This is a genomic window from Actinomyces faecalis, assembly GCF_013184985.2.
In the GTDB taxonomy this organism is placed as follows: Bacteria; Actinomycetota; Actinomycetes; order Actinomycetales; family Actinomycetaceae; genus Actinomyces; species Actinomyces faecalis.
In genome coordinates this window covers 1,053,598-1,076,105 of record NZ_CP063418.1, presented here as the reverse complement: position 1 = coordinate 1,076,105, position 22,508 = coordinate 1,053,598, and the positions used below count along the sequence as shown (strand labels likewise).

The window sequence follows — 22,508 nt, the reverse complement described above, 5'->3', positions numbered from 1 at the left end:
CTCCGACTGCCTGCACTGCTCAGCGGTTGACGCTGCGCGGGCGTTCCAGCGCCAGCTCGATGAGCTCGCTGACCAGGTCGGTGTAGCTCGTTCCCGACACCTGCCACATGTAGGGGTACATGGAGAAGGGAGTGAACCCGGGCATCGTGTTGACCTCGTTGACCACGGCCTCCCCGCGCGGGGTGAGGAAGAAGTCCACGCGCATGAGGCCCTCCCCGCCCAGCGCCTCGAAGGCCAGGGCCGCGGTGGTCTTGAGCAGCTCGGACTCCTGGCGGCTCACGCGCGCCGGGCAGACCATCTGGACGGCGTCGTGAGCCAGGTACTTGGTCTCGTAGTCGTAGAACTCCCCGGCCCCGTGGGAGGCGTCCATGACGATCTCGCCGGGCTCGGCCACGCGCGGGGCGGCACCGTGGTGACCGTCCAGGACGGCGACCTCCACCTCCCGGCCCTCGACGCCGGACTCGACCAGGACCTTGGGGTCGACCTGGCGGGCCGCCTCGATGGCCGCAGGCAGGTCCTCCCGGCGCTCGACCTTGGTGATGCCCAGCGAGCTGCCGGCACGGGCGGGCTTGACGAAGAGCGGGTAGGTCAGGGCCTCGCACGCGTCCAGGATGAGCTCGCGCTCGCTGTCCCAGCGGTGGGGGTGGACCACCACGTGCGGGGCGGTCGGGATCCCGGCGGCGCCCAGCAGCACCTTGGTGACCTGCTTGTCCATGCCGGCGGCCGAGGCAAGCACACCGCACCCCACGTAAGGGATGTCCAGCATCTCCAGCATGCCCTGGATGGTGCCGTCCTCACCGTAGGGGCCGTGCAGCAGGGGCAGGACGACGTCGACCTCGCCCAGCACCTTGGGGCCGGTGGGGGTCACCGCGGTGAAGGCTCCGCCACCCAGCCGCATCGCGAGCTCGCCGCGTCCCAGTCCCTCGGCCGTGATCTCGACCGGCGGGCGGGACTCGTCCAGGGCCAGGGCTGCGGGGTCGTCGTCGACCAGCAGCCACTGCCCGTCCAGGGTGATGCCGACGGGCAGGACGTCAAAGCGCTCACGGTCGATGGCGGACAGGACCCCGGCCGCGGTGGCGCAGGAGATCGTGTGCTCACCGCTACGGCCACCGAAGACGACGGCGACGCGCGGCCTGCGCCCGGCGCCCGTCCCCGGGGACGCGGTCAGGGGGCGGCTGGCAGCGGTCTCGGGCACGTTCGTCGACGACATGGCCGCAACGCTACCGCCTTGGCTGACCGCTTCGGTGACGCCGTGCCCTACCCTGGTGGGAGCCGACCTCGTCCGCGACGTCAGGAGGACCCGATGACGACCTCGCCCCGCACCACCTCACGCTCCGTTGCCTGCCCCACACGCCGTGGGGTGCTCGTCGGCGGGCTCGGCGCGGCCCTGGCAGGTGGCCTGGCCGCCTGTGGCTCGGCCCGCTCCGGCTCCGCCGCCTCGTCCGTCTCCCCGTCTACCACCAGCTCCCCGGCCCCCTCGGCGACGCCGTCGGCCTCCGCCTCGGCCACGGCCACCAGCCAGGCCCTGACCGCCCAGGAGTCCGCCCAGGGTCCCGAGGTCGCCTGGACCGACGGCCACTGCGAGTCCGAGCCCAGCGGCGAGGCAGGGGTGGAGACCTCCCTGCGCACCGGGATCCACGAGGGCTACGACCGGGTGGTTGTCCAGACCTCAGGCACCGGCACGATCGGCTGGTTCGCCGACGTCGTCGAGGAGGCCTCGACCCAGGGCAAGGGCGATCCCCTCAGCCTGGAGGGCAGCCACCTCATCCGGGTCTACGGCCGTGGCACCCAGATGCCCGTGACCGAGCAGGACCAGCAGATCGACTACGACGGCCCCGCCCTGGTCAACGCCGGCGGCACGGCCCTCAAGCAGGTCTACCTGGACCGGACCTTTGAGGACCAGTTCCAGCTGGTCCTGGGCACGGAGTCGACCCAGTACCGGGTCTTCACGCTCTCTGAGCCCTCCCGCCTGGTCATCGACGTGCGCCAGCCCTGATCGGGCGACCTTCCCGGGGTACCCCCACGAGGCAGGACCAGGCCTGCGGCGGGAGAGGGGCGAGAGACGCTCAGGCCTGCGGCGTGGCGTGGACGCCCTCGGCCTTGCGCGGACGCGCCAGCAGGGCGTCCGTGACCTCGGGGACCGTCGCGGCGCCCTCGACCACGGCCACGACGCCAGCGGTGATCGGCATCTCGACGCCGTGGGCCTGGGCCAGGTCCAGCACGGCCCGGGCCGACTTGGCGCCCTCAGCCACGCCGCGGGAGGCCGCCGAGGCCTCGGCCACGGTCATGCCCTCCCCCAGCCGGCGCCCGAAGGTCTGGTTGCGTGACAGAGGAGAGGAGCAGGTGGCCACGAGGTCTCCCATGCCCGCCAGCCCCGCGAAGGTCTCCGGCTGCGCACCCAGCGTGAGCCCAAGCCGCGTGATCTCCACAAGCCCTCGGGTGATGATCGTGGCCTTGGAGTTGTCTCCCAGTCCCCGGCCCGCCGCGATCCCCACAGCCAGGGCGATGACGTTCTTCACCGCGCCGCACAGCTCCACGCCGAGCACGTCGGTGTTGGTGTAGGGGCGGAAGGTCGCGGTCGCGCAGGCACCGGCGACCGCCGTCGCCACCAACGGGTCGATGGCGGCCACCACCGTGGCGGTGGGCTGGCCTGCCGCGATCTCGTCGGCCAGGTTCGGCCCGGAGACGACGGCGAGGCGGTCCTCCCCCAGCTCCAGCGCCTGGCCCAGGACCTGGCTCATGCGCAGTCCTGTCCCCAGCTCGACGCCCTTCATGAGCGAGACCGCCACCGCCCCCGGCTCCAGGCTGCCGGCCAGGGGCGTAAGCACCTGACGCGAGACCTGCGAGGGCACGGCGACGACGACGAGCCCGGCCCCGTCCACCGCCTCCCCCAGGTCCGTGGTGGCGCTCAGACCCGCTGGCAGTGACGTGCCAGGAAGGTAGCGGGCGTTGGTACCGGCGTTGATCTCGTCAGCCAGCTCAGCCCGACGCGCCCAGATCGTCGTCGGGGTACCGGCACCGGCCAGCAGGCAGGCAAAGGTCGTCCCCCAGGCGCCTGAGCCGATGACCGCGGCGCGCGAGAAGGAGCTCATGCCTGGGCCCCGCTGTCGTCCTGCCCGGGCAGCGGGTCAGGGCGGCGCGTGCCGCGCCTGTCCCGACCGTGCTTGGTCTTGCCCGGGTCGCCGTCGTAGTGGAGGTCGTAGGGGCGTGGGGCCTTCTGCCCGCGCAGCTCCTCCACGATCGCGGTGATGCGACGCATGATCTCTGCCGTCGCCTCGCGCACGGCGTCGCGGTCCGTGGTGTCCGAGCCGAAGGCGTCCAGGGTGAAGGACTCACCGATGCTCACCCGCACGTCCTTGCGCGGGAAGGGGTGGAAGCCGCCTCCCTCGAAGGAGTCGAGGATCTCCTGGGGTCCCCACTGCCCCATGGGCAGGACGGGGACGCCGGTGGCCATCGCCAGGCGGGCGGCGCCGGTCTTGCCGGTCATCGGCCACTGGAGGGGGTCACGAGAGAGCGTGCCCTCGGGGAAGACCATGATCGCGTCCCCGGCGCGCAGGCGCCTCTCAGCCTCGGCCAGGGCGTTGCCGGCCTTGTCCGTGCCGCGGTAGACGGGGATCTGGCCACCTGCCTTGAAGACGTGGCCGAGTACCGGGATCTCGAACAGGGTGGACTTGGCCAGGGAGTAGACCGGGACGTCGGCGTCCACCAGGGCGCGCATGGCCGTGAGCGAGTCCAGCTCGGACAGGTGGTTCGCCACCGCCACGAACCCGCCCGAGCGCGGGATATTCTCCAGCCCCGTCACCTGCTGGCGCGAGACTGCCTTGAGGAAGGGGATGATCACCCCTCGTGCGGCGAAGCGGTAGAAGGGCGTCATCGGGCGGTGCTGAGTCGAGGCCACACGGTGACTCTACTGGGAGGCACCTGCCAGGGCGCGTAGGCGCCGCCTCCGGCTCGTCAGGAGAACCTCACAGGTCGCCGTCGGGCCCGTCAGCACGTGGCGAGCCCCGCCGTCGGCTTCTGGCGCGCCAGGAGCCCGGCGCTCCTCCTCCCCGGACCAGTTGGCGAACCTCACTCAGGCCAGGCGCGTCACGTCCGCGTCCAGCGCGGCGAGCTTGCTCATGAAGTGCTCGTAGCCGCGGTCGATGAGGTTGATGCCCTCGACCCGGCTCGTGCCCTCAGCCGCCAGGGCCGCGATGAGGTGGGAGAAGCCGCCGCGCAGGTCAGGCACCTCGATGTCCGCCCCGCGCAGGGGCGAGGGGCCGGAGATGACGGCAGAGTGGTAGAAGTTACGCTGCCCGAAGCGGCAGGCTGAGCCGCCCAGGCACTCGCGGTAGACCTGGATCGTGGCGCCCATCTTGCGCAGCGCCGAGGTGAAGCCGAAGCGGTTCTCGTACACCGTCTCGTGGACGATCGACAGGCCGTCCGCCTGGGTCAGGGCCACCACCAGCGGCTGCTGCCAGTCGGTCATGAACCCAGGGTGGACGTTGGTCTCCACCACCAGGGACTTCAGGTCGCCACCCGGGTGCCAGAAGCGGATGCCGTCGTCACGCACGTCGAAGGCGCCGCCGACCTTGCGGTAGACGTTCAGGAAGGTGGTCATGTCCGACTGGTGGGCCCCGCGCACGAACACGTCACCGTGCGTAGCCAGGGCGGCCGAGGCCCAGGACGCTGCCTCGATGCGGTCAGGCAGGGCGGTGTGGGTGTACCCGACCAGCTCGTCCACGCCCTCGATGTGGATGGTGCGGTCGGTGTCCACGGAGATGATGGCGCCCATCTTCTGCAGCACGTCGACCAGGTCCATGATCTCGGGCTCGATCGCGGCCCCGCGCAGCTCGGTCAGGCCCTCGGCACGCACTGCGGTGAGCAGGGTCTGCTCGGTGGCTCCCACGGACGGGTAGGGCAGGTCGATCACCGTGCCGTGCAGCCCGTGGGGGGCGGTGAGACGGATACCCATCGCCTGCTTGTCCACCACCGCTCCGAAGCTGCGCAGGATGCTCAGGTGGTAGTTGATGGGGCGGTCCCCGATGCGGCACCCGCCCAGGTCCGGGATAAAGGCCTCCCCCAGGCGGTGCAGGAGCGGGCCGCACAGGAGGATCGGGATGCGCGAGGAGCCGGCGTGGGCGTCGATGTCGGCCATGTGGGCGCTCTCGACGCTGGAGGAGTCCAGGGACAGGATCCCCTCGGTCTGGTCGTAGTCGATGGAGACGCCGTGCAGGCTCAGCAGCCCGGAGACCACGTCCACGTCACGGATGAGGGGGACGTTGCGCAGGACCGAGGGGGTGCGTCCCAGCAGCGCGGCCACCATCGCCTTGGGCACGAGGTTCTTCGCGCCGCGCACGGTGATCTCACCGCGCAGCGGGCGGCCTCCCTGGACCTGCAGCAGTCCGTCGACCATCTCTACCTCCATAGGTGGGCACTGGTGCGCCTTGGACGTTCAACCGCGGTTGCGGCCTGGGTACCTTAACCCACCTGTACGGAGATCTGTTCCCCAGCTGCTGACGAGGCTCACGTCGCCCCCCCCCCGGCCCCGGGTGCTACACCCGGCCCCTGCCATCTTGTGGCGGGAGCAGGGTTGTTAGGTGGTGACGACGTCATCAAGGTCTGAGCGGGCGGTGCCTGACAGGGGAACGTCGAAGTCGGTCATCGCGGCCATCCACTTAGCAAAGGAGTGGTCCCCACGCTCACGCAGCTGACGATACAGCTCAGTGGCCAGCTCACGACGCACCTGGTCATAGACCGGCGAGGTATACACATTCGTCATCTCACTAGGATCACGACGCAGGTCGTACAGCTCGTTGACCGACTCCGGAGACACCACCAGCTTGTACTCACGAGTCCGCAGCATCCTCTGCTGAAGAGGAAAGTGGTGACCGTGGAACTCACACACAATGTCCTGACGCCACCCACTAGCCTCCTGCCCCCGCGTCAGGTCCAGGATCGACCGCCCGTCACGCACCAGAGCAGGATCCAGCCCCGCGATCTCCATGATCGTGGCAGGCAGGTCAATCAACGACACGAACGCGTCCGACCGCCCCACCCTCGACACCCCCGGAACCCGGGCGATAAAAGGCACGTTATAGATATCGTCATACATCGCCGGACCCTTGTCATTCATCCGGTGCGCACCAGTGAACTCACCATGGTCAGCAGTAAAGAACACCGCCGTGTCCTCCAGCACACCCAGCTCACGAGCCACGTCCAGGATCCGCCCGATCTCAAAGTCAATCATCGCCACGTACCCCCAGTACACAGCAACCAGCTTCCTCCACTGCTCGTTACTGAACGACGAGGTAGACCAGTAGGTCGCGTAATTCGACTGAATCGGAGGCTTACCGACAAGCGAGTCACCAAAGCTCTCCGGCAGCACCACCACACCAGGATCAATCAGGTCAAACCACTCATCAGGCAGGAAGTAAGGCAGATGAGGCCCAAAGAAGTGCACGTCAAGACAGAACGGACGACCCTCCTCCCTCCACTGCCCCGCGTACTGACGCAGCCTCTCAATCGCCCGGTCCGCCAGGAACCGCTCAAACGTCGCCTCCTCAGGCTGATCCAGCCGCGCAGCGATCACATGACCAGGCCTACCCCCCGGCAACCTGCCACGCCACAAGTCGTGCGCCCGCACCGGCGGCAGACCCTTGTCCTCCAACCAGGCCACGTACTCCTCGTTAGCAACCGGGTTCTCCGCCCCCCAGAACGTGTCGTCATCAGCCCCAAAAGCCCCCGGAAGATTCTCACCACAGTGGTACTTACCCACGATCCCCACGTTGTAACCATGATCCGCCAGCTCACGCGTATAGGTCCACGCCCCCAACGGGATCGCCGTCCGGTAAGCAATATTCCACTCCGGATTCGCCAGCACCTGATGACGGATCGGCAGAGTCCCCGTCATCAACGACGCACGAGCCGGAGTACAGATCGCCGTCGGAGTAAACGCATGCGTAAAAGCAAACCCCTCCCGACCCAACCCATCAAGCACCGGAGTACAAGCAAAAGGATTACCCAGACACCCAATCGTATCCACACGATGCTGATCAGTCATCAACACCAAAACATTACGCACGTTGTCAGGAATATAGTCAGGCCTTTGCCCTGCACAACCCATCAGTCTGTCTCTCCTTCATCATCACGAACCACAGAACACTGCCGACGCCGCGCCCAAGGATCCCAGTACACACGCTACGAGGGCCGGTGGCCGCAGGCCCCGGTATCGGGGCCTGCGGCCACCGGCAGGCACAGGGCTACTTCGCGCCGCCCTGACCAGCCTGCGTGAAGATCTCAGAGGCGTACCACTGCGCAGCGTCCGCGGGGTCCGTCAGCTTCCCCGCTTTGACGTTGAACTCCGCCAAGGCGTTGAGCCACTTGACAATGGTGCCGTCATCAGTGAGCTCTTGCAGCTGCGAGGAGTCGTAGTAGTTGGCGTAGTCGGCATCCGCCTTGAGCGTTGCCGGGTCCGCCTTGATGAGCGCTGCGGTCAGCTCAATGGTCTTCTCCTGGTCCTTCGCGCGGAAGTCAATAGCGTCGCGCAGCACCTTCGCCATCTTCAGCGCCGTGTCGTCGTCGACGTCGGTACGCATGACGGAGGCGGAAGGGAAGGCCATCGTGTCCTTAAAGTCCTCGTCCCCGGCCAGCTCAACGAGGTCGGGTACCTGCTCCTTGATCGTGCCGAGCAACGGGTACCAGATCCCGGCGGCGTCGATCTGCCCGGCTGAGAAGGCGGAGACGACGGTCGTCGGGTCCATGGCGACCTTGTCAATGTCCTCCAGGCTCATCCCCTCCTTCTCCAGCGCGAGCTGGAGAATCAGGTCCCCGCTCGTGCCCTCAGGGACACCGACCTTCTTGCCCGCGAGGTCCTTGACTGAGGTGATGCCCGAGCGTGCGATGACGCGGTCAGCGTTGGATGTCGAGTTGAGGGTGAGAACGGTCGCCTTGCCAGAGGCCGGCAGCCACATCGCCCCCGATCCGATGTAGCCGAAGTCCAGGTCCTTCGTCCCCAGCGCCTGGATCTGCAGGGGCCCGTTGGTGAAGGTGGACAGCTCAGCCTTCAGCCCGTACTTGCTCCACAGGTCCTGATCGTTGGCGATGGCCATCAGGGAGCCACCGTTGTAGTCAGCGATGTAGCCGACCTTGATCTCGGTGACCTCACCGCCGGCGCTGGCTCCGGAGTCCTTGTCCTGACCGCACGCGGCGATTGTCGTGGCACCGGTCAGCAGGGCTGCCAGGCCGAGGGCGTGTCTGCGGGAAAACGTCGTCGTTGACATGAGATTCCTTTGGTTGTTGGTTGGGTTGTGGGTGTGGTCGTGTCAGTGGTGGCCTGCCTGCTGCGCATCATCGGCAGGCCGGTCATGGACTGTGGCACGGGCTGTGACATGGACTGGGGCAGGTGCGCCTGGCCCTCAGTCCTGGTGGTAGACGGCGTGCCACACCTGGTTGCGCAAGGCCGCGAACTGCGGTGACATACGCACCTCGTCATTGCGGGGGTATGGAAGATCGACGTCAATGACCTGAGCGATCCGTCCGGGCCGGGCCGCCATGACGATCACCCGATTCGCCAGGAAGACGGCCTCGTCAACGTCATGGGTGATGAACACGACGGTACGCCGCTCCTGGCTCCAGGTCTCCAGCAGCTGCTCCTGCAGACGTACCCGGGTCAAGGCGTCGAGTGCCCCAAATGGCTCGTCCATGAGCAGGATCGAGGGGTTGACCGCATAGGCGCGGGCGATGGCACAGCGCTGCTTCATGCCGCCGGACAGCATCTTGGGCAGGGCGTCCGCAAACTGTCCGAGCCCTACCAGGTCGATGAAGTGCTCGGCGATACGGCGACGCTCCGCCTTGTCCTTCACCGTGTTCTTCAGGCCGAATTCGACATTCTTGCGCACCGTCAGCCAAGGAAAGAGGGCGTACTGCTGGAAGATCATCCCCCGCTCGGGTCCCGGTCCACGCACCTCCTTGCCGTCAACCAGCGCCCGCCCCGACGTCGGCCGGTCAAGACCGACGAGGATGTTCATGAGGGTGGACTTGCCGCATCCCGAGGGACCCACCACCGTGACGAACTCGTTCTCACTCACGCACAGGTCGACGCCGTCCAGGGCGACGAAGGGCTCGGCCCCACCGATATCAAAGGTCTTGCGAACCTTCTCGACCTGGATCTTGGGCGTACCCGCGTCCTGGCTCACGCCCTTGTGAGTCTGCTCAGTCTTCATCAACGACGCTCCTGCCATCCGGTGAGCTTGTGCTCGATAAGAAGCAGAGTGCGGTCCATGACCAGACCAAGCACCCCGATTGTGACCAGTGAGACGAAAATCGTCGGCAGGTCGTAGTACACCTGTGCCTGCTGCATCCGGTACCCCAGTCCCTGCTGGGCAGCGATGAGCTCGGCAGCGACCACAGTTGCCCAGGCCGCACCCAGGCCCACACGCATCCCGACGAGGATGAATGGGGTTGAGGCTGGCACGACCACCTTGAGGAAGATCCTGCCGTCCCCGGCGCCCAGCACCCTGGCGGCGTTGATGAGGGTGTTGTCGACGCTGATCACGCCCTGGTAGGTCGACACGACGCATGACAGGAAAGCGGCCAGGAAGATGACGAAGATCTTGGGCTGCTCCCCGATACCCATGAGGACGATAGCCAGAGGAATGATTGCCAGCGGCGGGACGGTACGGAAGAACTGCACCCAGGGCTCAATCATCCCACGAGCGAACCAGTACCAGCCCATCAGGAAGCCGATGGGGATCGCCAGCAGCGTACCCAGGGAGAATCCCGTCAAGACACGGGTCAGGGAGGCCCCCAGGTCAGACAGAAATGTTCCGTCCTCCCACAGGTGGACAAAGGCACGCACCGTCTCTGGCGGCGTCGGTAGGCGGAACCCGCTGACTGACAGCGCCCACCACAAGCCAACACCACCAACGACCGAGACGATGTTGAGAACCCACATCTGGTGCTGACGGCGCAGGGCCTGGCGTTGATCAGCTGAGAGCCGACGTTGGGAACGCCTCGTGAAAGGGGTCAGTAATGACGTCGTCGTCATGTTACCTCCGGGTTGGTTGAAGGAAGGATCAGCTCACTGACCTGTCCGGTATCAAGATGGGGTAGCGAAGCCGGGCGGCACTCATCGCCATCAGTGCCGCTCCCAACGCACCGGCGTCCTCGCCCAGGCGCGCGTGCACGGTCAGCGGGACGACCTGGTTGACCGGGAGCAGCTCCAGCCCGACCTGGTCGCGCACCACGTCAACGAGGTGGGGCAGAGCAGACACCACGGTGCCCGCCAGGACGATGCGTGCCGGATCAATGAGCACACAGACTCTTCCCAGTACCTTGCCTAGGGCCTGACCAGCCTCGGTCACGGCTTCGACCGCCACACGCCGGCCCTGGTGGTAGGCCTGCGCGACATCCTCGATGCCCGCCACCTCCACCCCGCCCTGACGGCATCGCCGGATGATCGCGCTCGCCGAGGCCACCGTCTCCAGGCAACCGCGCTTGCCGCACCGGCACCGGGCGCCGTCGGCCTTGACAGTCAGGTGGCCGATCTCACCGCCGAATCCCGACTCACCGGTGACAGGCTGGCCGTTGCACACCAGCGCCGCACCGATGCCGTCCGACACCCGGGCGTAAACCTGGTTCTCCGGCTGACTCTCCGACTCCCAGAGCATCTCAGCAAGACCGGCAAGGCGGGCGTTGTTGTCCACGGACACCGCGGCGTGATACCGCTGCCCCACCTCCGCGGCGACCTCGCGGATCAGCTCGAGCGCACCCTCCTGGCCGCGCGCGATCAGGTCCTCGCCCCGCATGACCGCGGATGAGGGGAAACCGATCCCCACGCCGGAGACGGCCACATCTGCCGGTACCTCCCGAGCCAGCAGCTGCGAGGCGATCGCGAAGCGCTGGGACCAGGTGGTCTGTCCCGTATATGAGTGCCACGCCTGCGCGCGCACCAGGTTCTCCCCCTGCACGAGCACCACGTGCACCCGGCCGTGGCTGAACTCGATGCCGAGCCAGCTACGCTGCGCGTCCTCAACAGCACGGACCAGCTCCACCGGGCGGCCACGGCCGGTGCGGGCAGCTGAGCAGCGCTCGACCTCACCCGCAGCCATGAGCTCATTGACGATTGAGCTGATCGTTGACCGTGACAGCCCCGTGGCCTCTTGCAGATCACGGCGTGAGGACGCACCCTGCAGGCGCAGGGCACGAATCACGGCATCCTGATGAATCTGACGGGATGCCGACCTCACAACCTTGGGAGATGGCATGGGAAGAGCATAATCCCGCCACCTCCTTTATGTCAAGAGTTCCGACAGAACAATGAAACTATTTTGTCGCCAGAACCACCCTCTCTGGCGGCGCCCCTGGAGACAGGCCGTCGTTGACGACGGATACTCCTATGCCACCGGCATGTCCGCGGCGCGAGCCGGGACGACCGGCACCTCAGGCAGGTGACGGGCCGGCAGCGTGCGCGGCTTGAAGGAGGGACGCGCGGCCTCGTAGGCGGCGATCTCCTCCTCGTGATGGAGAGTGAGCGAGATGTCGTCCAGGCCCTCCATCAGGGTCCAGCGCACGTAGTCGTCGATCTGGAAGGTGGTGCGGAAACCGCCTGCGGCCACCGTGCGCCGCTCCAGGTCCACGGTCACCTCGGTGCCGGGCTCGGTCTCCAGGATCTTCCACAGCTGCTCGGCGTCCTCCTGGGAGATGACGCCAGCCACCAGCCCCTGCTTGCCCGCGTTGCCTCGGAAGATGTCGGCGAAGCGCGGGGCGAGCACCACCTTGAAGCCGTAGTCCTTCAGCGCCCACACGGCGTGCTCGCGTGAGGAGCCGGTACCGAAGTCCGGGCCGGCCACGAGCACGCTGGCACGCTTGTAGGCCTCCTGGTTGAGGATGAAGTCGGCCTCGCCAGCCCGCCAGGAGGCGAACAGGGCGTCCTCGAAGCCGGTGCGGGTGACGCGCTTGAGGTACACGGCGGGGATGATCTGGTCGGTGTCGACGGCGCTGCGACGCAGCGGTGCCCCGATACCGGTGTGGCGGATGAACTTCTCCATGAGTGTCTCCTTGGGTCTCGGGACGGTCAGGCCGCGGGGGTCAGAGCGGGAAGGTCGGCGGGGGTGGACAGCGTGCCGCGCACCGCGGTGGCCGCAGCGACCACGGGCGAGACCAGGTGGGTGCGACCGCCTTTGCCCTGGCGTCCCTCGAAGTTGCGGTTGGAGGTCGAGGCCGAGCGCTCACCCGGAGCGAGCTTGTCAGGGTTCATGGCCAGGCACATCGAGCAGCCGGCGTTGCGCCACTCTGCTCCGAAGTCCTTGAAGACCTGGTCCAGGCCCTCCTCCTCGGCCTGCAGACGGATACGGGCGGAGGCGGGCACCACGAGCATGCGCACGCCCGGCGCCTTGGTACGTCCACGTACCACCTCAGCGGCAGCGCGCAGGTCCTCGATGCGGCCGTTGGTACACGATCCCAGGAACACCGTGTCCACGTGGATCTCGCGCAGCGGCGTTCCCGGACGCAGGTCCATGTACTCCAGGGCACGCTCTGCCGCGCGGCGCTCAGTCTCGTCCGCAATCTGCTCGGGGTCAGGGACCGAGGCAGAGATGGGCAGCCCCTGGCCAGGGTTGGTTCCCCAGGTGACAAAGGGCTCGATGTCCTTGGCCTCAAGCACGACCTCGGTGTCGAAGACGGCGTCCTCGTCCGTGCGCAGGGAGCTCCAGTACGCCACGGCCGCGTCCCAGTCCTCGCCCTCGGGCGCGTGGGGACGGCCCCGGAGGTAGTCAAAGGTGGTCTGGTCCGGCGCGATCATGCCGGCTCGCGCTCCAGCCTCGATGCTCATGTTGCAGATGGTCATGCGCGCCTCCATCGAGAGGCTCTCGATGGCGCTGCCACGGTACTCGATCACGTGGCCCTGGGCGCCGTTGGTACCGATCTTGGCAATGATGGCCAGGATGACGTCCTTGGCCCCGGAGCCGGCGGGCAGCTCGCCGTCGATGCGCACGCTCATGGTCTGGAACGGCTTCATCTGCAGGGTCTGGGTGGCCAGGACGTGCTCGACCTGGCTGGTGCCGATGCCGAAGGCCAGCGCCCCGAAGGCACCGTGGGTGGAGGTGTGAGAGTCGCCGCACACCACCGTCATGCCCGGCTGGGTCAGGCCCAGCTGCGGGCCGACGGCGTGGACGATGCCCTGGTCGGCGTCACCCAGGGAGTGCAGGCGCACCCCGAACTCCGCGCAGTTGCGGCGCAGGGTCTCGATCTGGGTCCGGCTGGTCAGGTCCGCGACCGGCAGGTCGATGTCGAGGGTGGGCGTGTTGTGGTCCTCGGTGGCCAGCGTGAGATCGGGACGGCGCACCTGGCGGCCGGCCAGGCGCAGACCCTCGAAGGCCTGCGGGCTGGTGACCTCGTGGACGAGGTGGAGGTCGATGTAGAGCAGGTCCGGGGCACCGTCGGCTCCCTGGGACACGACGTGGTCCTGCCACACCTTCTCAGCAAGGGTCCTTCCCATCGCGATCACTTCCTTTCACGAGGATTCTGACTGCGCGAAACCTTAACTTGAAATCTCACCCCTTGGGATGGCAGTATCAGATTATGGACGCATCGATTGAGGAGAGCAGCAGCGGCGTCGGAGTGATCGACAAGGCCGCGCTGGTCATGAGCGCGCTGGAAGCCGGACCAGCCACCCTGGCACAGCTCGTGAGCTCCACGCACCTGGCCCGACCGACCGCCCACCGCATCGCCGTGGCGCTGGAGTACCACCGCCTGGTCTCCCGCGACTCTCAGGGGCGCTTTATCCTCGGTCCACGGCTCAACGAGCTCGCCTCGGCCGCGGGAGAGGACCACCTGCTCGCCGCTGCCGGCCCGGTACTTGCGGCGCTGCGGGACAAGACGCACGAGTCCGCCCAGCTCTACCGCCGCCAGGGCGACGTGCGCATCTGCGTGGCCAACGCCGAGCGCCCCATCGGTCTGCGCGACTCGATTCCGGTTGGAGCCACCATGTCCATGCTCGGCGGCTCGGGCGCCCAGATCCTCCTGGCCTGGGAGGAGCCGGACCGCCTGCACCGCGGACTAGCCGGAGCGCGCTTCAACGCCACCATGCTCTCGGCGGTCCGACGCCGGGGCTGGGCCCAGTCCGTGGGTGAGCGCGAGCCCGGGGTCGCCTCGGTCTCCGCTCCGGTACGTGGAGCCAGCGGCAAGGTGATCGCAGCGATCTCCATCTCCGGGCCGATCGAGCGGATGGGCCGCCAGCCCGGACGCGTCCACGGCCCGGTGGTCATGGCAGCCGCCAGGCGCCTGTCCGAGGTGCTGCGCAGCGCCGACGAGGGCTGAGACCGTACCGGCCTGCATGGTCGACAGGATTGCACCGCCTCTCCTGGTCTGCGCCGCCTGAGAGCCGGACCTCGGCGGATCACCTGCGTCTGATTTCGAGCCTCCCAAGCCGGGATCGCGCTGTCAGCGCGATCACGATCCTGTCGTACGCGAAATCAAGCCAGCCCCTCGATCACGGGTGTGGGTGACGCGGACGCATCCATCCACGCGGGGTCATACGCACGTAGGTTCGGGCCGGCATGTGGCTCACGATCTCGTTGACCACCCGTTGCGGCTGCCCAGGCTCCTCCGTCCTGACCCGCACCACTGTCCACCCTGCACGGGTCAAGGCGTCCTGACGCACCTTCTCCTCGTACAGCGCGTTCACGTTCCCCTCGTACTTCACCCGGCTGTCGAGCTCGACCGCGATGTCCGCGCCAGGAACGGCGATATCGATGAAGTAGACCGTGTCACCGGTTTCTACACGGTGCTGCAGCACCGGTTCGGGCAGGCCCGCAGCCAGCACGTGAAGTCGCAGCTGGCTCTCTCCTGGCGACTCGGAGAACGGGCTGATGAGCTGAGCAGGCGTCGAGCACGAGCCTTTCCCCGACGACGAGGCAGCGCCTCAAGCCGGACCTGCAGCTCATCCCTGACCTGCTTCCAGCGTTCGTGCGCCTTCCTCTCTCGGAAGCGCTCGGGACGGGTAAGAAGACGAGCCAGTGAGTCCGCGGCAACCATGCCCGCCAGCGGATCGAGGTCAATGAGACAGTCCAGCAGCGTCGTCCTCAGGTCGGTGACCGGCAGCCCTCTCACCATCTCTACCGTCCCGAGATCCCGAGGGCGACGGACATGACGCCGTAGTCGCACCGGTCTGCCCCGGACGCGCTGCCCTGAGGACAGAGCGCTCTCCCCCGAAGGCGCACTGGTCAGTGAGCGCACTCGGTCACCGCCAAGGACGACCTGCGGAAGCTCAATCGTCGAACGTGCCGGTGTCGTGGTCTGCACAGCATGGACGTCCGGCTCCTGAAGACGAGTCCATCCCCCATGAAGCAGTGCTGCCGAGCAGGCGAGACGGGGTCCTGGCCCTCCGAGAATGCACCGGCAGGAACCCTCTACGCCGTCGACCCGCACCAGTCTTGTGGGCAAGGGCGTCCCCACGGTCTCCTGTGGAGCCCGGGCGCTGACCGGGCGGTTCTGAGATCGCGGTTCCCTCACCTGTCAACGCGTCTATGACGTCGCTGCTAGCCGCATACGCAGGAGACCACGCTGCAAACGCGATCCGAGCGTGGGAGGGCAGGAGCAGCCCTCCACCTACACTGGCTCCCATGCGCCGCACGCTCCTGGTCACGAACGACTTCCCGCCCGTGGTGGGCGGGATCCAGTCCTACCTGGACGACTACTGCCGCCGTCTGCCGGCTGACGACCTCACCGTCCTGGCCTCGACGCCACCGGAGGGCGAGGAGGCAGCCCGCGCCTACGACGCCACCTTGCCCTACGAGGTCCTGCGGGTCCCCACCCACATGCTGCTGCCCACACCGGACGTGCGCCGCCGGATGGAGCAGGCCATCACGCAGCGCGGCATCGAGACCGTCTGGTTCGGGGCAGCAGCTCCCCTGGGCCTGCTCGGCGCAGCAGCCCACCGCGCCGGCGTCACCCAGGTCATCGCGACCACCCACGGGCACGAGGTCGGCTGGTCGATGGTTCCGGGTGCTCGACAGGCGCTGCGCAAGATCTTCCGTGACGCTGATGTCATCACCTATATCTCTGGCTACACCCTTGGTCGCCTGCGCCCCTTCATGCCTTCCGACCAGGATGTCCTGCGCCTTCCCAGTGGCATCGACACAGAGCGTTTCCGTCCCGACCCAGCAGCCCGTTCCCTCCTGCGCGACCGCTACCACCTCGGCGAGGCCCCGACCGTCGTCTGCGTCTCACGCCTGGTCGCGCGCAAGGGCCAGGACTCCCTGATCAAGGTATGGCCTCGCGTCGTCGAGGCAGCTCCTGACGCCCGCCTGGTCATCGTAGGGTGGGGCTCCTACGCCAGGCGCCTGGCGGAGCTCAAGCGCGCCTCGCCGGCGCGAGAGTCGATCATCCTGACCGGCAAGGTCCCTTACGAGGAGCTGCCCTGGCACGTCGCGATGGGCGACGTCTTCGCCATGCCCTGCCGCACCCGCGGCGGCGGCCTCGACGTCGAGGGCCTGGGAATCGTCTTTCTGGAAGCCTCCGCCGCCGGTCTACCCGTCATTGCAGGAACGAGTGGGGGCGCACCAGAGACGGTGGAGGAGGAGGTCACCGGCAACGTCGTTGACGGCCGGGACGAGGACGCCCTGACTGAGGTCCTGGTGCGCCAGCTCCAGGATCCTCAGCTACGCGCGCGCATGGGCCGGGCCGGACGTCAGCTCATGGAGGAACGTTGGACCTGGCCGGGGCTGGTCGACAGCCTCGTCGCCACGATCGACGCTCGCTAAGCAGTCCCGGTAGGTACTGTCTCGCCGCAGGCGCCCATGAGCCCGGCCTCGTGACACGGGCCCCTCCCTGTCTCAGGAGCCTTGCGAGAGGTCGCGGACCTCCGTCAGTCCTTGCGGTGGGCCTCGCGCAGCTCGGCGATGGCCTTCTCAAAGTCGCCCAGGGTGTTGAAGCCGGAGTAGACAGAGGCGAAGCGCAGGTAGGCGATCTCGTCGAGCTCGCGCAGCGGGCGAAGGATCGCCCGGCCGACGTCGTGAGAGTCAATGAGAGCCTGTCCGGAGGCCCGGATCGCTTCCTCAACCTGATGAGCCAGCAGCGCCAGGTCGTCATCGGATACCGGACGTCCCTGGCAGGCACGGCGCACACCCACCACGACCTTGTCACGGGAGAAGGGCTCTACCGCCCCTGAGCGCTTACGCACGGACAAGCTCGCGGTCTCCGTGGTGGTAAAGCGCCGACCGCACTGAGGACACTCACGACGACGACGGATCGACAGCCCGTCATCGGTAGTCCGGGAGTCGACAACGCGCGAACCGTCATATCGGCAGAATGGGCAGTGCACGCGTCGCCTCCGAGTCCTCGCAAGTCGTGTGCTCGGAGCGTAGGGCCCTAGGCTCACAGCTGCAAGCCTGCCGCGCCTAGCTGCTCAGCCTGCCGGAAGGACCAGGGTCTGACCAGCCTGGAGCGTCGTGCTGTCCAGGTTGTTGAGCTCCACGATCTGCGAGACCGCGGCGGAGACGTCCTGGGTCCCCGTCGCCGAGGCGATGTCCCACAGCGACTCTCCCTGCCGCACCGTCGTCGTCCCGCCAGCGACCGGCTCAGAGACGAACCCTGACAGGACAATGCCTCCCGCCACCAGGACGACCGCAGCGACCACCGTCCCGGCCAGCACCAGAAGACGACGCAGCGCCACCGGCAGCGTCTGCCTCGACGACTGCGTCTTGCTCTCCTGGGCCCGACGCTCCCACAAAATCTCCTGACGTCCCCGCACCGGCTGCGCCGCGGCCCGGCGGTCCGCCCGCCCAGGCTGCACACCCTCACGATCGCTCGCAAGGCGTCCAGCCTGGCCACGACGAGACTCGCCCTGCAGCAGACCACGCTGGCGCTGAGCCCGTACAGCAGGGTGGTGAGGCGCCAGCTCCTGCAGGCTCGCCCCTGCCACCGCGCCAGCAGCCTGACGCTCATACGTCACCGCGGTCGAGGCAGAGCCCGAGGTCTCAGGCCCTGCCACAGCCTCCTTGCGGCCAGCGGCGCGCTGACCGATCCTGACCGGAGCAGGCCCAGCAGGCCTGCCCTCACGCAACGCGGACGCCTCCTCAGGAACGAAGTCAGGAGTGACCAGCCGCAGGTGAGAGCGGCCTGCGCGCGCACCTTCCAGGCGCTGGGCAGCAGCCTCCTGGGCCGAGGCGGCCGAGGCGGCACGCAGACGGGGCGAGGGCGGGGCGGCAAGAGCACTCATGACTTCCTCCTGAAACACGTGTTCGACGAACACCTGTTCGATACGATAGCGCCGTCAGGGCGACACGTCCAGAGCGTCTTCGAACACATGTTTGAAGCTGTGGCGTATGGCCCGTAGGCTTGACACGTCAAGACCACCACTGACCACCGACACAAATTCGTGCACGAGCAGCAGCCGCTGCCCGGCTAGCGCGGCTGACACGAAGGACACGGCGATGACACGACGCTCCCTCTCCCCTGCCGAGGAGACAGGCTCCTCCGCCCCGTCCACGCCGCACCCCCAGAGCGTGGCCGAGGTGGTGGACAGCCTGGACGACCGCGCCCGCGCGGTCTACGACGCCGTGCGCCAGGCCGTCCGCGCCCACGGCTACCCACCCTCCATGCGCGAGATCGGCTCCCAGGTGGGACTGACCAGCCCGTCCTCCGTCAAGCACCAGCTGGACAAGCTCGAGCGCATCGGCCTCATCCGTCGCGACCCCCGCCTGCCGCGCGCCCTGGAGGTCATCGAGCCCGAGCCCAGCCAGTCCACCGGGACCGAGGAGCCTGCCCGCCCCGAGCCCGACCTCCCGGTCCTGCCCGGCATAGCCGAGGGCGAGGCCGTGGCCGTCCCCCTGGTGGGACGTATCGCCGCCGGCTCCCCCATCCTGGCCGAGCAGGAGGTCGACGACGTCCTGGCCCTGCCCCGGCGCCTGACCGGGGACGGCGAGCTGTTCATGCTTGAGGTCCACGGGGACTCGATGATCGAGGCCGCGATCTGCGACGGCGACTGGGTCGTCGTCCGCTCCCAGCCGGACGCCTCCAACGGAGACATCGTGGCTGCGATGGTCGAGGACGTCGACGGCGCCTCCGCCACGGTCAAGGTGCTCTCACGCCGCGACGGCCACCAGTGGCTGCTGCCCCGCAACCCTGACTACGCCCCGATCCCCGGCGACGAGGCCACGATCATGGGCAAGGTCGTCACCGTCCTGCGCGCGCTCTAGCCCGGTCGGCTCCGTCCGCCGCCTCGCTCATTCCTGCCCGCACGACGACGGAGCCGCACCTTTGGTGTGAAGGTGCGGCTCCGTCGTCGTCATCCAGGTGTCTGCGCCCCTGCCGCACGCTGCACGCGGGCCCTGCCCGGCGAGCGGCCCGCGATCAGTAGCCCAGGCCGCGAGCGACGTCGCGCAGGCGCTCGGCCGAGGCCGTCAGGCGATCGCGCTCGTCCAGGGTCAGCGGCAGCTCCAGGCGGCGCCCCGCACCGTCACGGCCGACGATGGTCGGCACAGCCATACACACGTCCGAGATCCCGTGCCAGTTGCTCAGCAGCGGTGAGATGGTGAGCACGCGCTGCTCGTCGTTGAGGACGGCGGAGATGATGCGCTGGACGGCCAGGCCCACGGCGTAGTTGGTCGCGCCCTTGCCCTCGATGATGCGGTAGGCGGACCGGACGACGTCGTGGGCGATACGGTCGCGCTTGTCCTGGTCGAAGTAGCCACCGTCAACCGTCTTGCCCCACTGGGTGATCGGCACGCCGCCGATCTGGGTGGAGGACCACAGCGGGACCTCGGAGTCGCCGTGCTCACCGGCGATGTATCCGTGGATGTTCTGGGTCGCCGTGCCCGTCTCCAGGGAGACCAGGTAGCGCATCCGGGCGGTGTCCAGCACCGTCCCCGAGCCGAAGATCTGGTTCTCGGGCAGTCCGGTGATCTTCTTGGCGCAGTAGGTCACCACGTCCACCGGGTTGGCCACGAGCACGAAGATGGCGTTGGGAGCGACCTCGACCAGCGTGGGCAGGATCTTCTCCATGATGCCCACGGTCGCGCCGGCCAGCTCCAGCCGGGACTGCCCCGGCTCCTGCTTGGCACCAGCCGTGATGGCGATGACGTCCGCGTCGCGGCAGATCTCAGGGTCGTCAGAGCCGGAGACGGCGCCGGCAGAGGTGAACTGGATGCCCTGGGCGATGTCGAGCGCCTCGGCCTCGACCTTCTCCTTGACGATGTCCTGCAGGACGACCTCACGGGCCACCCCCTTGGTCACGCAGGCGTAGGCGAGGGTCGAACCGACCGCACCCGCACCGATGATCGCGACCTTGGAGGGGCGTCCCCCAGGCGTGGTGGGGTAGGACCCCTGGGCGGTGTTGGGGATGATGGACTCGGACACGGGGATACCTCCGGATCATGAGTAACGAGGGACAGCCGCAGCCCCTCCGTGTCAAGGGTACGCGGCGAGCCACGACCTATGGCACTCGTGCGCCACACCTCACGCCAGGCGTACCCGCCCCGCCAGCACGCCGTCAGCCTGCTGCGAGCCTCGCCAGTGCCCCCAGCACCACGTCCCGCTCACGCGTGGGCCACAGCGCCGGCATCGAGCGGGCTAGGAAGGAGCCGTAGCGCGCCGTGCGCAGCCTGGGGTCCAGGACGGCGACGACGCCACGGTCGTCCGCCCGCCGCACGAGCCTGCCGGCCCCCTGGGCCAGCAGGAGGGCTGCGTGGGTGGCGGACACGCTCATGAAGCCGTTACCTCCGGCAGCCGCCACAGCCTCGCTGCGAGCCTGGGTCACCGGGTCGTCCGGCCGTGGGAAGGGGATACGGTCGATGACGACCAGGCGGCAGGTGCGTCCTGGCACGTCCACGCCCTGCCACAGGCTCAGGGTGCCCACCAGGCACGAGTCCTCATCGGCGGCAAAGGCCTCTACCAGGGTCGGCAGCTGGTCCTCGCCCTGGGCGTAGACGGTCAGGTCCGTGCGCTCGCGCAGCAGCTGCGCCGCCTCCTCGGCCGCGCGCCGGGAGGAGAAGAGCCCCAGCATCCCGCCTTCCGAGGCCTGGGTGAGGGCGACGACCTCCTCCAGGGCCTCCTGGGAGATCCCGAAGCCGGGCCTGGGCAGGTGGGTGGGGATGTAGAGGATGCCCTGGCGGGCGTAGTCGAAGGGCGTGCCGACGTCGACCCCCTCCCAGGACGAGGCGGCCAGCGTCAGCCCTAGCGCGTGCGCCATGGGGTCAAAGCTCCCACCCAGGGCCAGGGTGGCCGAGGTGAGCACCGCGGCGTGGTCAGCCAGCAGCGTGTCCGCCACGGAGCCCGCCACGTCGATCGGTGCCAGGGTCAGGCGCGGAGGCTCGGCTCCCATCCGTGGCCGCTCGATCCAGGCCACGTCACGGCGCTGGGCCACCGAGTCCGACGTCATGCGCTCCACCGCCTCCACCAGGTCCGCCACGGCGGTCCGCGCCAGGGCTGCTCCCCCGGCGCCGTCGCCTCCCGCGCCACCGCCTGCGGCCTTGGCAGCCTCGCGCACGTCAGTGAGCACCTGGCGCGCGGCGGCGTCCAGGTTCACCAGCGCCGTGCGCAGAACCGGCGGGACACCCTCACTCAGGCGCCCGTCCGGCAGCTCAGCAAGCACGAGCTGCAGGCCCTGCCCGGCCTCCTCCAGGCCGGTGGCAATGACGCTAGCGTGCTTGCGCGCGGCCTGAGCCACGCGAGCCACGGCACCAGCGGACAGGCTCACGGTGCCCTGGCTGCGCACACGGTCGGCCAGCTCGTGAGCCTCGTCGACGACGAGCACGTGGTGCTCGGGCAGGACACCGGGGTTGCCGGCCACGGCGATTCCCAGCATGGCGTGGTTGGTGACGACGACGTCCGCCTCGTTCGCCGCTGCCCGCGCCAGCTCGGGGAAGCACTCGTCCTTCAACGGGCAGGACGACCCCAGGCACTCGGCCTTGGACACCGAGACCTGAGCCCACGCCCTGTCCGAGACGCCGGGGACCAGGTCGTCACGGTCCCCGGTACCCGTACGGGTAGCCCACTCGCGCAGGCGCACGACCTGCTCCCCCAGGCTGACGCCTGCTGCCTCACCCACTCGCGCAGGCCGGGTCGCCTCGGAGGCGGAGAAGAGGGAGTCAGCGTCGTCATCCGGGTACCCGCCGGCCACGCGGTGTCGGCACAGGTAGTTCTGCCAGCCCTTGAGCAGCGCCACCGTGGGGCGCACACCGGTCACGGCCTCGACGGCGTCAGCGGCGAGCGGTGCGTCCTTGGTAAGCACCTGGCGCTGCAGGGCCAGGGTCGCCGTCGAGACCACCGCCCGCTGCCCGCTGCTGGCGGCGTGGACCATCGCCGGGACCAGGTAGCCCAGGGACTTTCCCGTTCCTGTACCGGCCTGGACCAGCAGGTGGTGCCCTCCTTCGACGGCGTCGACGACCCGACGCACCATCTCGACCTGCCCCTCGCGCGGGGCACCGCCCAGGCGGGAGACCGCCTCGGCCAGCGCCTCCTCCGCGCGCGACTGCTCGTCGTCACCGCCTCCTCGGCGGCCTGGTGCACCTGCTGACGCCATCGCCGTC

At 68.4% G+C, this 22,508-nt stretch carries 20 protein-coding genes; 4 read left to right on the top strand and 16 right to left on the bottom strand.

The genetic code is table 11. The annotated features are described in order from the left end of the window. Window positions 1-19: 19 nt before the first annotated feature. A complete protein-coding gene (locus HRL51_RS04580; RefSeq protein WP_235954414.1) occupies window positions 20-1,210 on the bottom strand; it encodes a D-alanine--D-alanine ligase family protein in 1,191 nt (396 codons plus the stop codon). Between the two features lie 93 nt (window positions 1,211-1,303). On the opposite strand from HRL51_RS04580, the gene HRL51_RS04575 reads away from it, so the two are divergent. After that, window positions 1,304-1,996, top strand: coding sequence for an AMIN-like domain-containing (lipo)protein (locus HRL51_RS04575; protein ID WP_172192970.1), 693 nt, complete (start codon window positions 1,304-1,306; stop codon window positions 1,994-1,996). Window positions 1,997-2,066: 70 nt separating this feature from the next. On the opposite strand, the gene HRL51_RS04570 is transcribed toward HRL51_RS04575, so the two are convergent. The 10 genes from HRL51_RS04570 to leuC form a co-directional block, all read right to left on the bottom strand. Continuing rightward, window positions 2,067-3,092, bottom strand: a complete 1,026-nt coding sequence (locus tag HRL51_RS04570; RefSeq protein ID WP_172192968.1) for an NAD(P)H-dependent glycerol-3-phosphate dehydrogenase — start codon at window positions 3,090-3,092, stop codon at window positions 2,067-2,069. Then, window positions 3,089-3,874, bottom strand: a complete 786-nt coding sequence (locus tag HRL51_RS04565; RefSeq protein ID WP_172193120.1) for a lysophospholipid acyltransferase family protein — start codon at window positions 3,872-3,874, stop codon at window positions 3,089-3,091. The genes HRL51_RS04570 and HRL51_RS04565 overlap by 4 nt, the downstream gene beginning before the upstream one ends. Before the next feature lie 198 nt (window positions 3,875-4,072). Next, on the bottom strand, window positions 4,073-5,395 hold the full coding sequence (gene murA, locus HRL51_RS04560; protein WP_172120827.1) for a UDP-N-acetylglucosamine 1-carboxyvinyltransferase: 1,323 nt from the start codon (window positions 5,393-5,395) through the stop codon (window positions 4,073-4,075). Window positions 5,396-5,575: 180 nt separating this feature from the next. Continuing rightward, on the bottom strand, window positions 5,576-7,105 hold the full coding sequence (locus tag HRL51_RS04555) for a sulfatase family protein (RefSeq protein WP_194256548.1): 1,530 nt from the start codon (window positions 7,103-7,105) through the stop codon (window positions 5,576-5,578). A 136-nt stretch (window positions 7,106-7,241) separates the two neighbouring features. Then, a complete protein-coding gene (locus tag HRL51_RS04550; protein ID WP_172121151.1) occupies window positions 7,242-8,261 on the bottom strand; it encodes an aliphatic sulfonate ABC transporter substrate-binding protein in 1,020 nt (339 codons plus the stop codon). A gap of 135 nt (window positions 8,262-8,396) precedes the next feature. Beyond that, window positions 8,397-9,203 carry an ABC transporter ATP-binding protein gene (locus HRL51_RS04545; protein ID WP_172121150.1) on the bottom strand — a complete coding sequence of 269 codons (807 nt, stop codon included), beginning with the start codon at window positions 9,201-9,203 and terminating at the stop codon, window positions 8,397-8,399. Continuing rightward, window positions 9,203-10,027 carry an ABC transporter permease gene (locus tag HRL51_RS04540; RefSeq protein WP_172193136.1) on the bottom strand — a complete coding sequence of 275 codons (825 nt, stop codon included), beginning with the start codon at window positions 10,025-10,027 and terminating at the stop codon, window positions 9,203-9,205. Before HRL51_RS04540 ends, HRL51_RS04545 begins: the two co-directional genes overlap by 1 nt. Window positions 10,028-10,055: 28 nt before the next feature. After that, window positions 10,056-11,192 (bottom strand): ROK family transcriptional regulator, encoded by a 1,137-nt coding sequence (locus HRL51_RS04535; RefSeq protein WP_172193138.1) that lies wholly within the window; start codon window positions 11,190-11,192, stop codon window positions 10,056-10,058. A 183-nt stretch (window positions 11,193-11,375) separates the two neighbouring features. Continuing rightward, window positions 11,376-12,029 carry a 3-isopropylmalate dehydratase small subunit gene (gene leuD / locus HRL51_RS04530; protein ID WP_172121147.1) on the bottom strand — a complete coding sequence of 218 codons (654 nt, stop codon included), beginning with the start codon at window positions 12,027-12,029 and terminating at the stop codon, window positions 11,376-11,378. Window positions 12,030-12,055: 26 nt separating this feature from the next. Then, on the bottom strand, window positions 12,056-13,477 hold the full coding sequence (gene leuC, locus HRL51_RS04525) for a 3-isopropylmalate dehydratase large subunit (protein ID WP_172193140.1): 1,422 nt from the start codon (window positions 13,475-13,477) through the stop codon (window positions 12,056-12,058). Window positions 13,478-13,560: 83 nt separating this feature from the next. Here leuC and HRL51_RS04520 point away from each other — a divergent pair, with 83 nt between their 5' ends. Further along, window positions 13,561-14,298, top strand: a complete 738-nt coding sequence (locus HRL51_RS04520) for an IclR family transcriptional regulator (protein ID WP_172121145.1) — start codon at window positions 13,561-13,563, stop codon at window positions 14,296-14,298. Between the two features lie 172 nt (window positions 14,299-14,470). Here the strand turns inward: HRL51_RS04520 and HRL51_RS04515 are convergent, their stop codons facing one another. Continuing rightward, entirely contained in the window at window positions 14,471-14,776 is a 306-nt protein-coding gene (locus HRL51_RS04515) for a DUF559 domain-containing protein (RefSeq protein ID WP_172193142.1), read from the bottom strand. A gap of 826 nt (window positions 14,777-15,602) precedes the next feature. Between HRL51_RS04515 and HRL51_RS04510 the strand changes: the two genes are divergently transcribed. Next, window positions 15,603-16,742, top strand: a complete 1,140-nt coding sequence (locus HRL51_RS04510; protein ID WP_172121143.1) for a glycosyltransferase family 4 protein — start codon at window positions 15,603-15,605, stop codon at window positions 16,740-16,742. 104 nt (window positions 16,743-16,846) lie between these two features. On the opposite strand, the gene nrdR is transcribed toward HRL51_RS04510, so the two are convergent. Both nrdR and HRL51_RS04500 read right to left on the bottom strand, forming a co-directional pair. Further along, a complete protein-coding gene (nrdR, locus tag HRL51_RS04505) occupies window positions 16,847-17,302 on the bottom strand; it encodes a transcriptional regulator NrdR (protein WP_172193144.1) in 456 nt (151 codons plus the stop codon). Window positions 17,303-17,386: 84 nt separating this feature from the next. Further along, window positions 17,387-18,199 carry a LysM peptidoglycan-binding domain-containing protein gene (locus HRL51_RS04500; RefSeq protein ID WP_172193146.1) on the bottom strand — a complete coding sequence of 271 codons (813 nt, stop codon included), beginning with the start codon at window positions 18,197-18,199 and terminating at the stop codon, window positions 17,387-17,389. 214 nt (window positions 18,200-18,413) lie between these two features. Between HRL51_RS04500 and lexA the strand changes: the two genes are divergently transcribed. Beyond that, a complete protein-coding gene (gene lexA / locus HRL51_RS04495; protein ID WP_172193148.1) occupies window positions 18,414-19,178 on the top strand; it encodes a transcriptional repressor LexA in 765 nt (254 codons plus the stop codon). 154 nt (window positions 19,179-19,332) lie between these two features. On the opposite strand, the gene HRL51_RS04490 is transcribed toward lexA, so the two are convergent. Beyond that, entirely contained in the window at window positions 19,333-20,337 is a 1,005-nt protein-coding gene (locus HRL51_RS04490) for an L-lactate dehydrogenase (RefSeq protein ID WP_172121139.1), read from the bottom strand. A gap of 133 nt (window positions 20,338-20,470) precedes the next feature. Beyond that, window positions 20,471-22,501 carry an ATP-dependent DNA helicase gene (locus HRL51_RS04485; protein ID WP_172193150.1) on the bottom strand — a complete coding sequence of 677 codons (2,031 nt, stop codon included), beginning with the start codon at window positions 22,499-22,501 and terminating at the stop codon, window positions 20,471-20,473. Window positions 22,502-22,508: the final 7 nt, after the last annotated feature.

Bases quoted from the DNA above. Each gene is read 5' to 3' on its own strand.
- HRL51_RS04540 (WP_172193136.1), bottom strand. From the start codon at position 10,027: ATGACGACGACGTCATTACTGACCCCTTTCACGAGGCGTTCCCAACGT.
- HRL51_RS04550 (WP_172121151.1), bottom strand. From the start codon at position 8,261: ATGTCAACGACGACGTTTTCCCGCAGACACGCCCTCGGCCTGGCAGCC.
- murA (WP_172120827.1), bottom strand. From the start codon at position 5,395: ATGGTCGACGGACTGCTGCAGGTCCAGGGAGGCCGCCCGCTGCGCGGT.
- HRL51_RS04575 (WP_172192970.1), top strand. From the start codon at position 1,304: ATGACGACCTCGCCCCGCACCACCTCACGCTCCGTTGCCTGCCCCACA.
- HRL51_RS04500 (WP_172193146.1), bottom strand. From the start codon at position 18,199: ATGAGTGCTCTTGCCGCCCCGCCCTCGCCCCGTCTGCGTGCCGCCTCG.
- HRL51_RS04545 (WP_172121150.1), bottom strand. From the start codon at position 9,203: ATGAAGACTGAGCAGACTCACAAGGGCGTGAGCCAGGACGCGGGTACG.
- HRL51_RS04510 (WP_172121143.1), top strand. From the start codon at position 15,603: ATGCGCCGCACGCTCCTGGTCACGAACGACTTCCCGCCCGTGGTGGGC.
- HRL51_RS04570 (WP_172192968.1), bottom strand. From the start codon at position 3,092: ATGAGCTCCTTCTCGCGCGCCGCGGTCATCGGCTCAGGCGCCTGGGGG.
- HRL51_RS04580 (WP_235954414.1), bottom strand. From the start codon at position 1,210: ATGTCGTCGACGAACGTGCCCGAGACCGCTGCCAGCCGCCCCCTGACC.
- HRL51_RS04520 (WP_172121145.1), top strand. From the start codon at position 13,561: ATGGACGCATCGATTGAGGAGAGCAGCAGCGGCGTCGGAGTGATCGAC.
- HRL51_RS04565 (WP_172193120.1), bottom strand. From the start codon at position 3,874: ATGACGCCCTTCTACCGCTTCGCCGCACGAGGGGTGATCATCCCCTTC.
- lexA (WP_172193148.1), top strand. From the start codon at position 18,414: ATGACACGACGCTCCCTCTCCCCTGCCGAGGAGACAGGCTCCTCCGCC.
- leuD (WP_172121147.1), bottom strand. From the start codon at position 12,029: ATGGAGAAGTTCATCCGCCACACCGGTATCGGGGCACCGCTGCGTCGC.
- leuC (WP_172193140.1), bottom strand. From the start codon at position 13,477: ATGGGAAGGACCCTTGCTGAGAAGGTGTGGCAGGACCACGTCGTGTCC.
- HRL51_RS04485 (WP_172193150.1), bottom strand. From the start codon at position 22,501: ATGGCGTCAGCAGGTGCACCAGGCCGCCGAGGAGGCGGTGACGACGAG.
- HRL51_RS04555 (WP_194256548.1), bottom strand. From the start codon at position 7,105: ATGGGTTGTGCAGGGCAAAGGCCTGACTATATTCCTGACAACGTGCGT.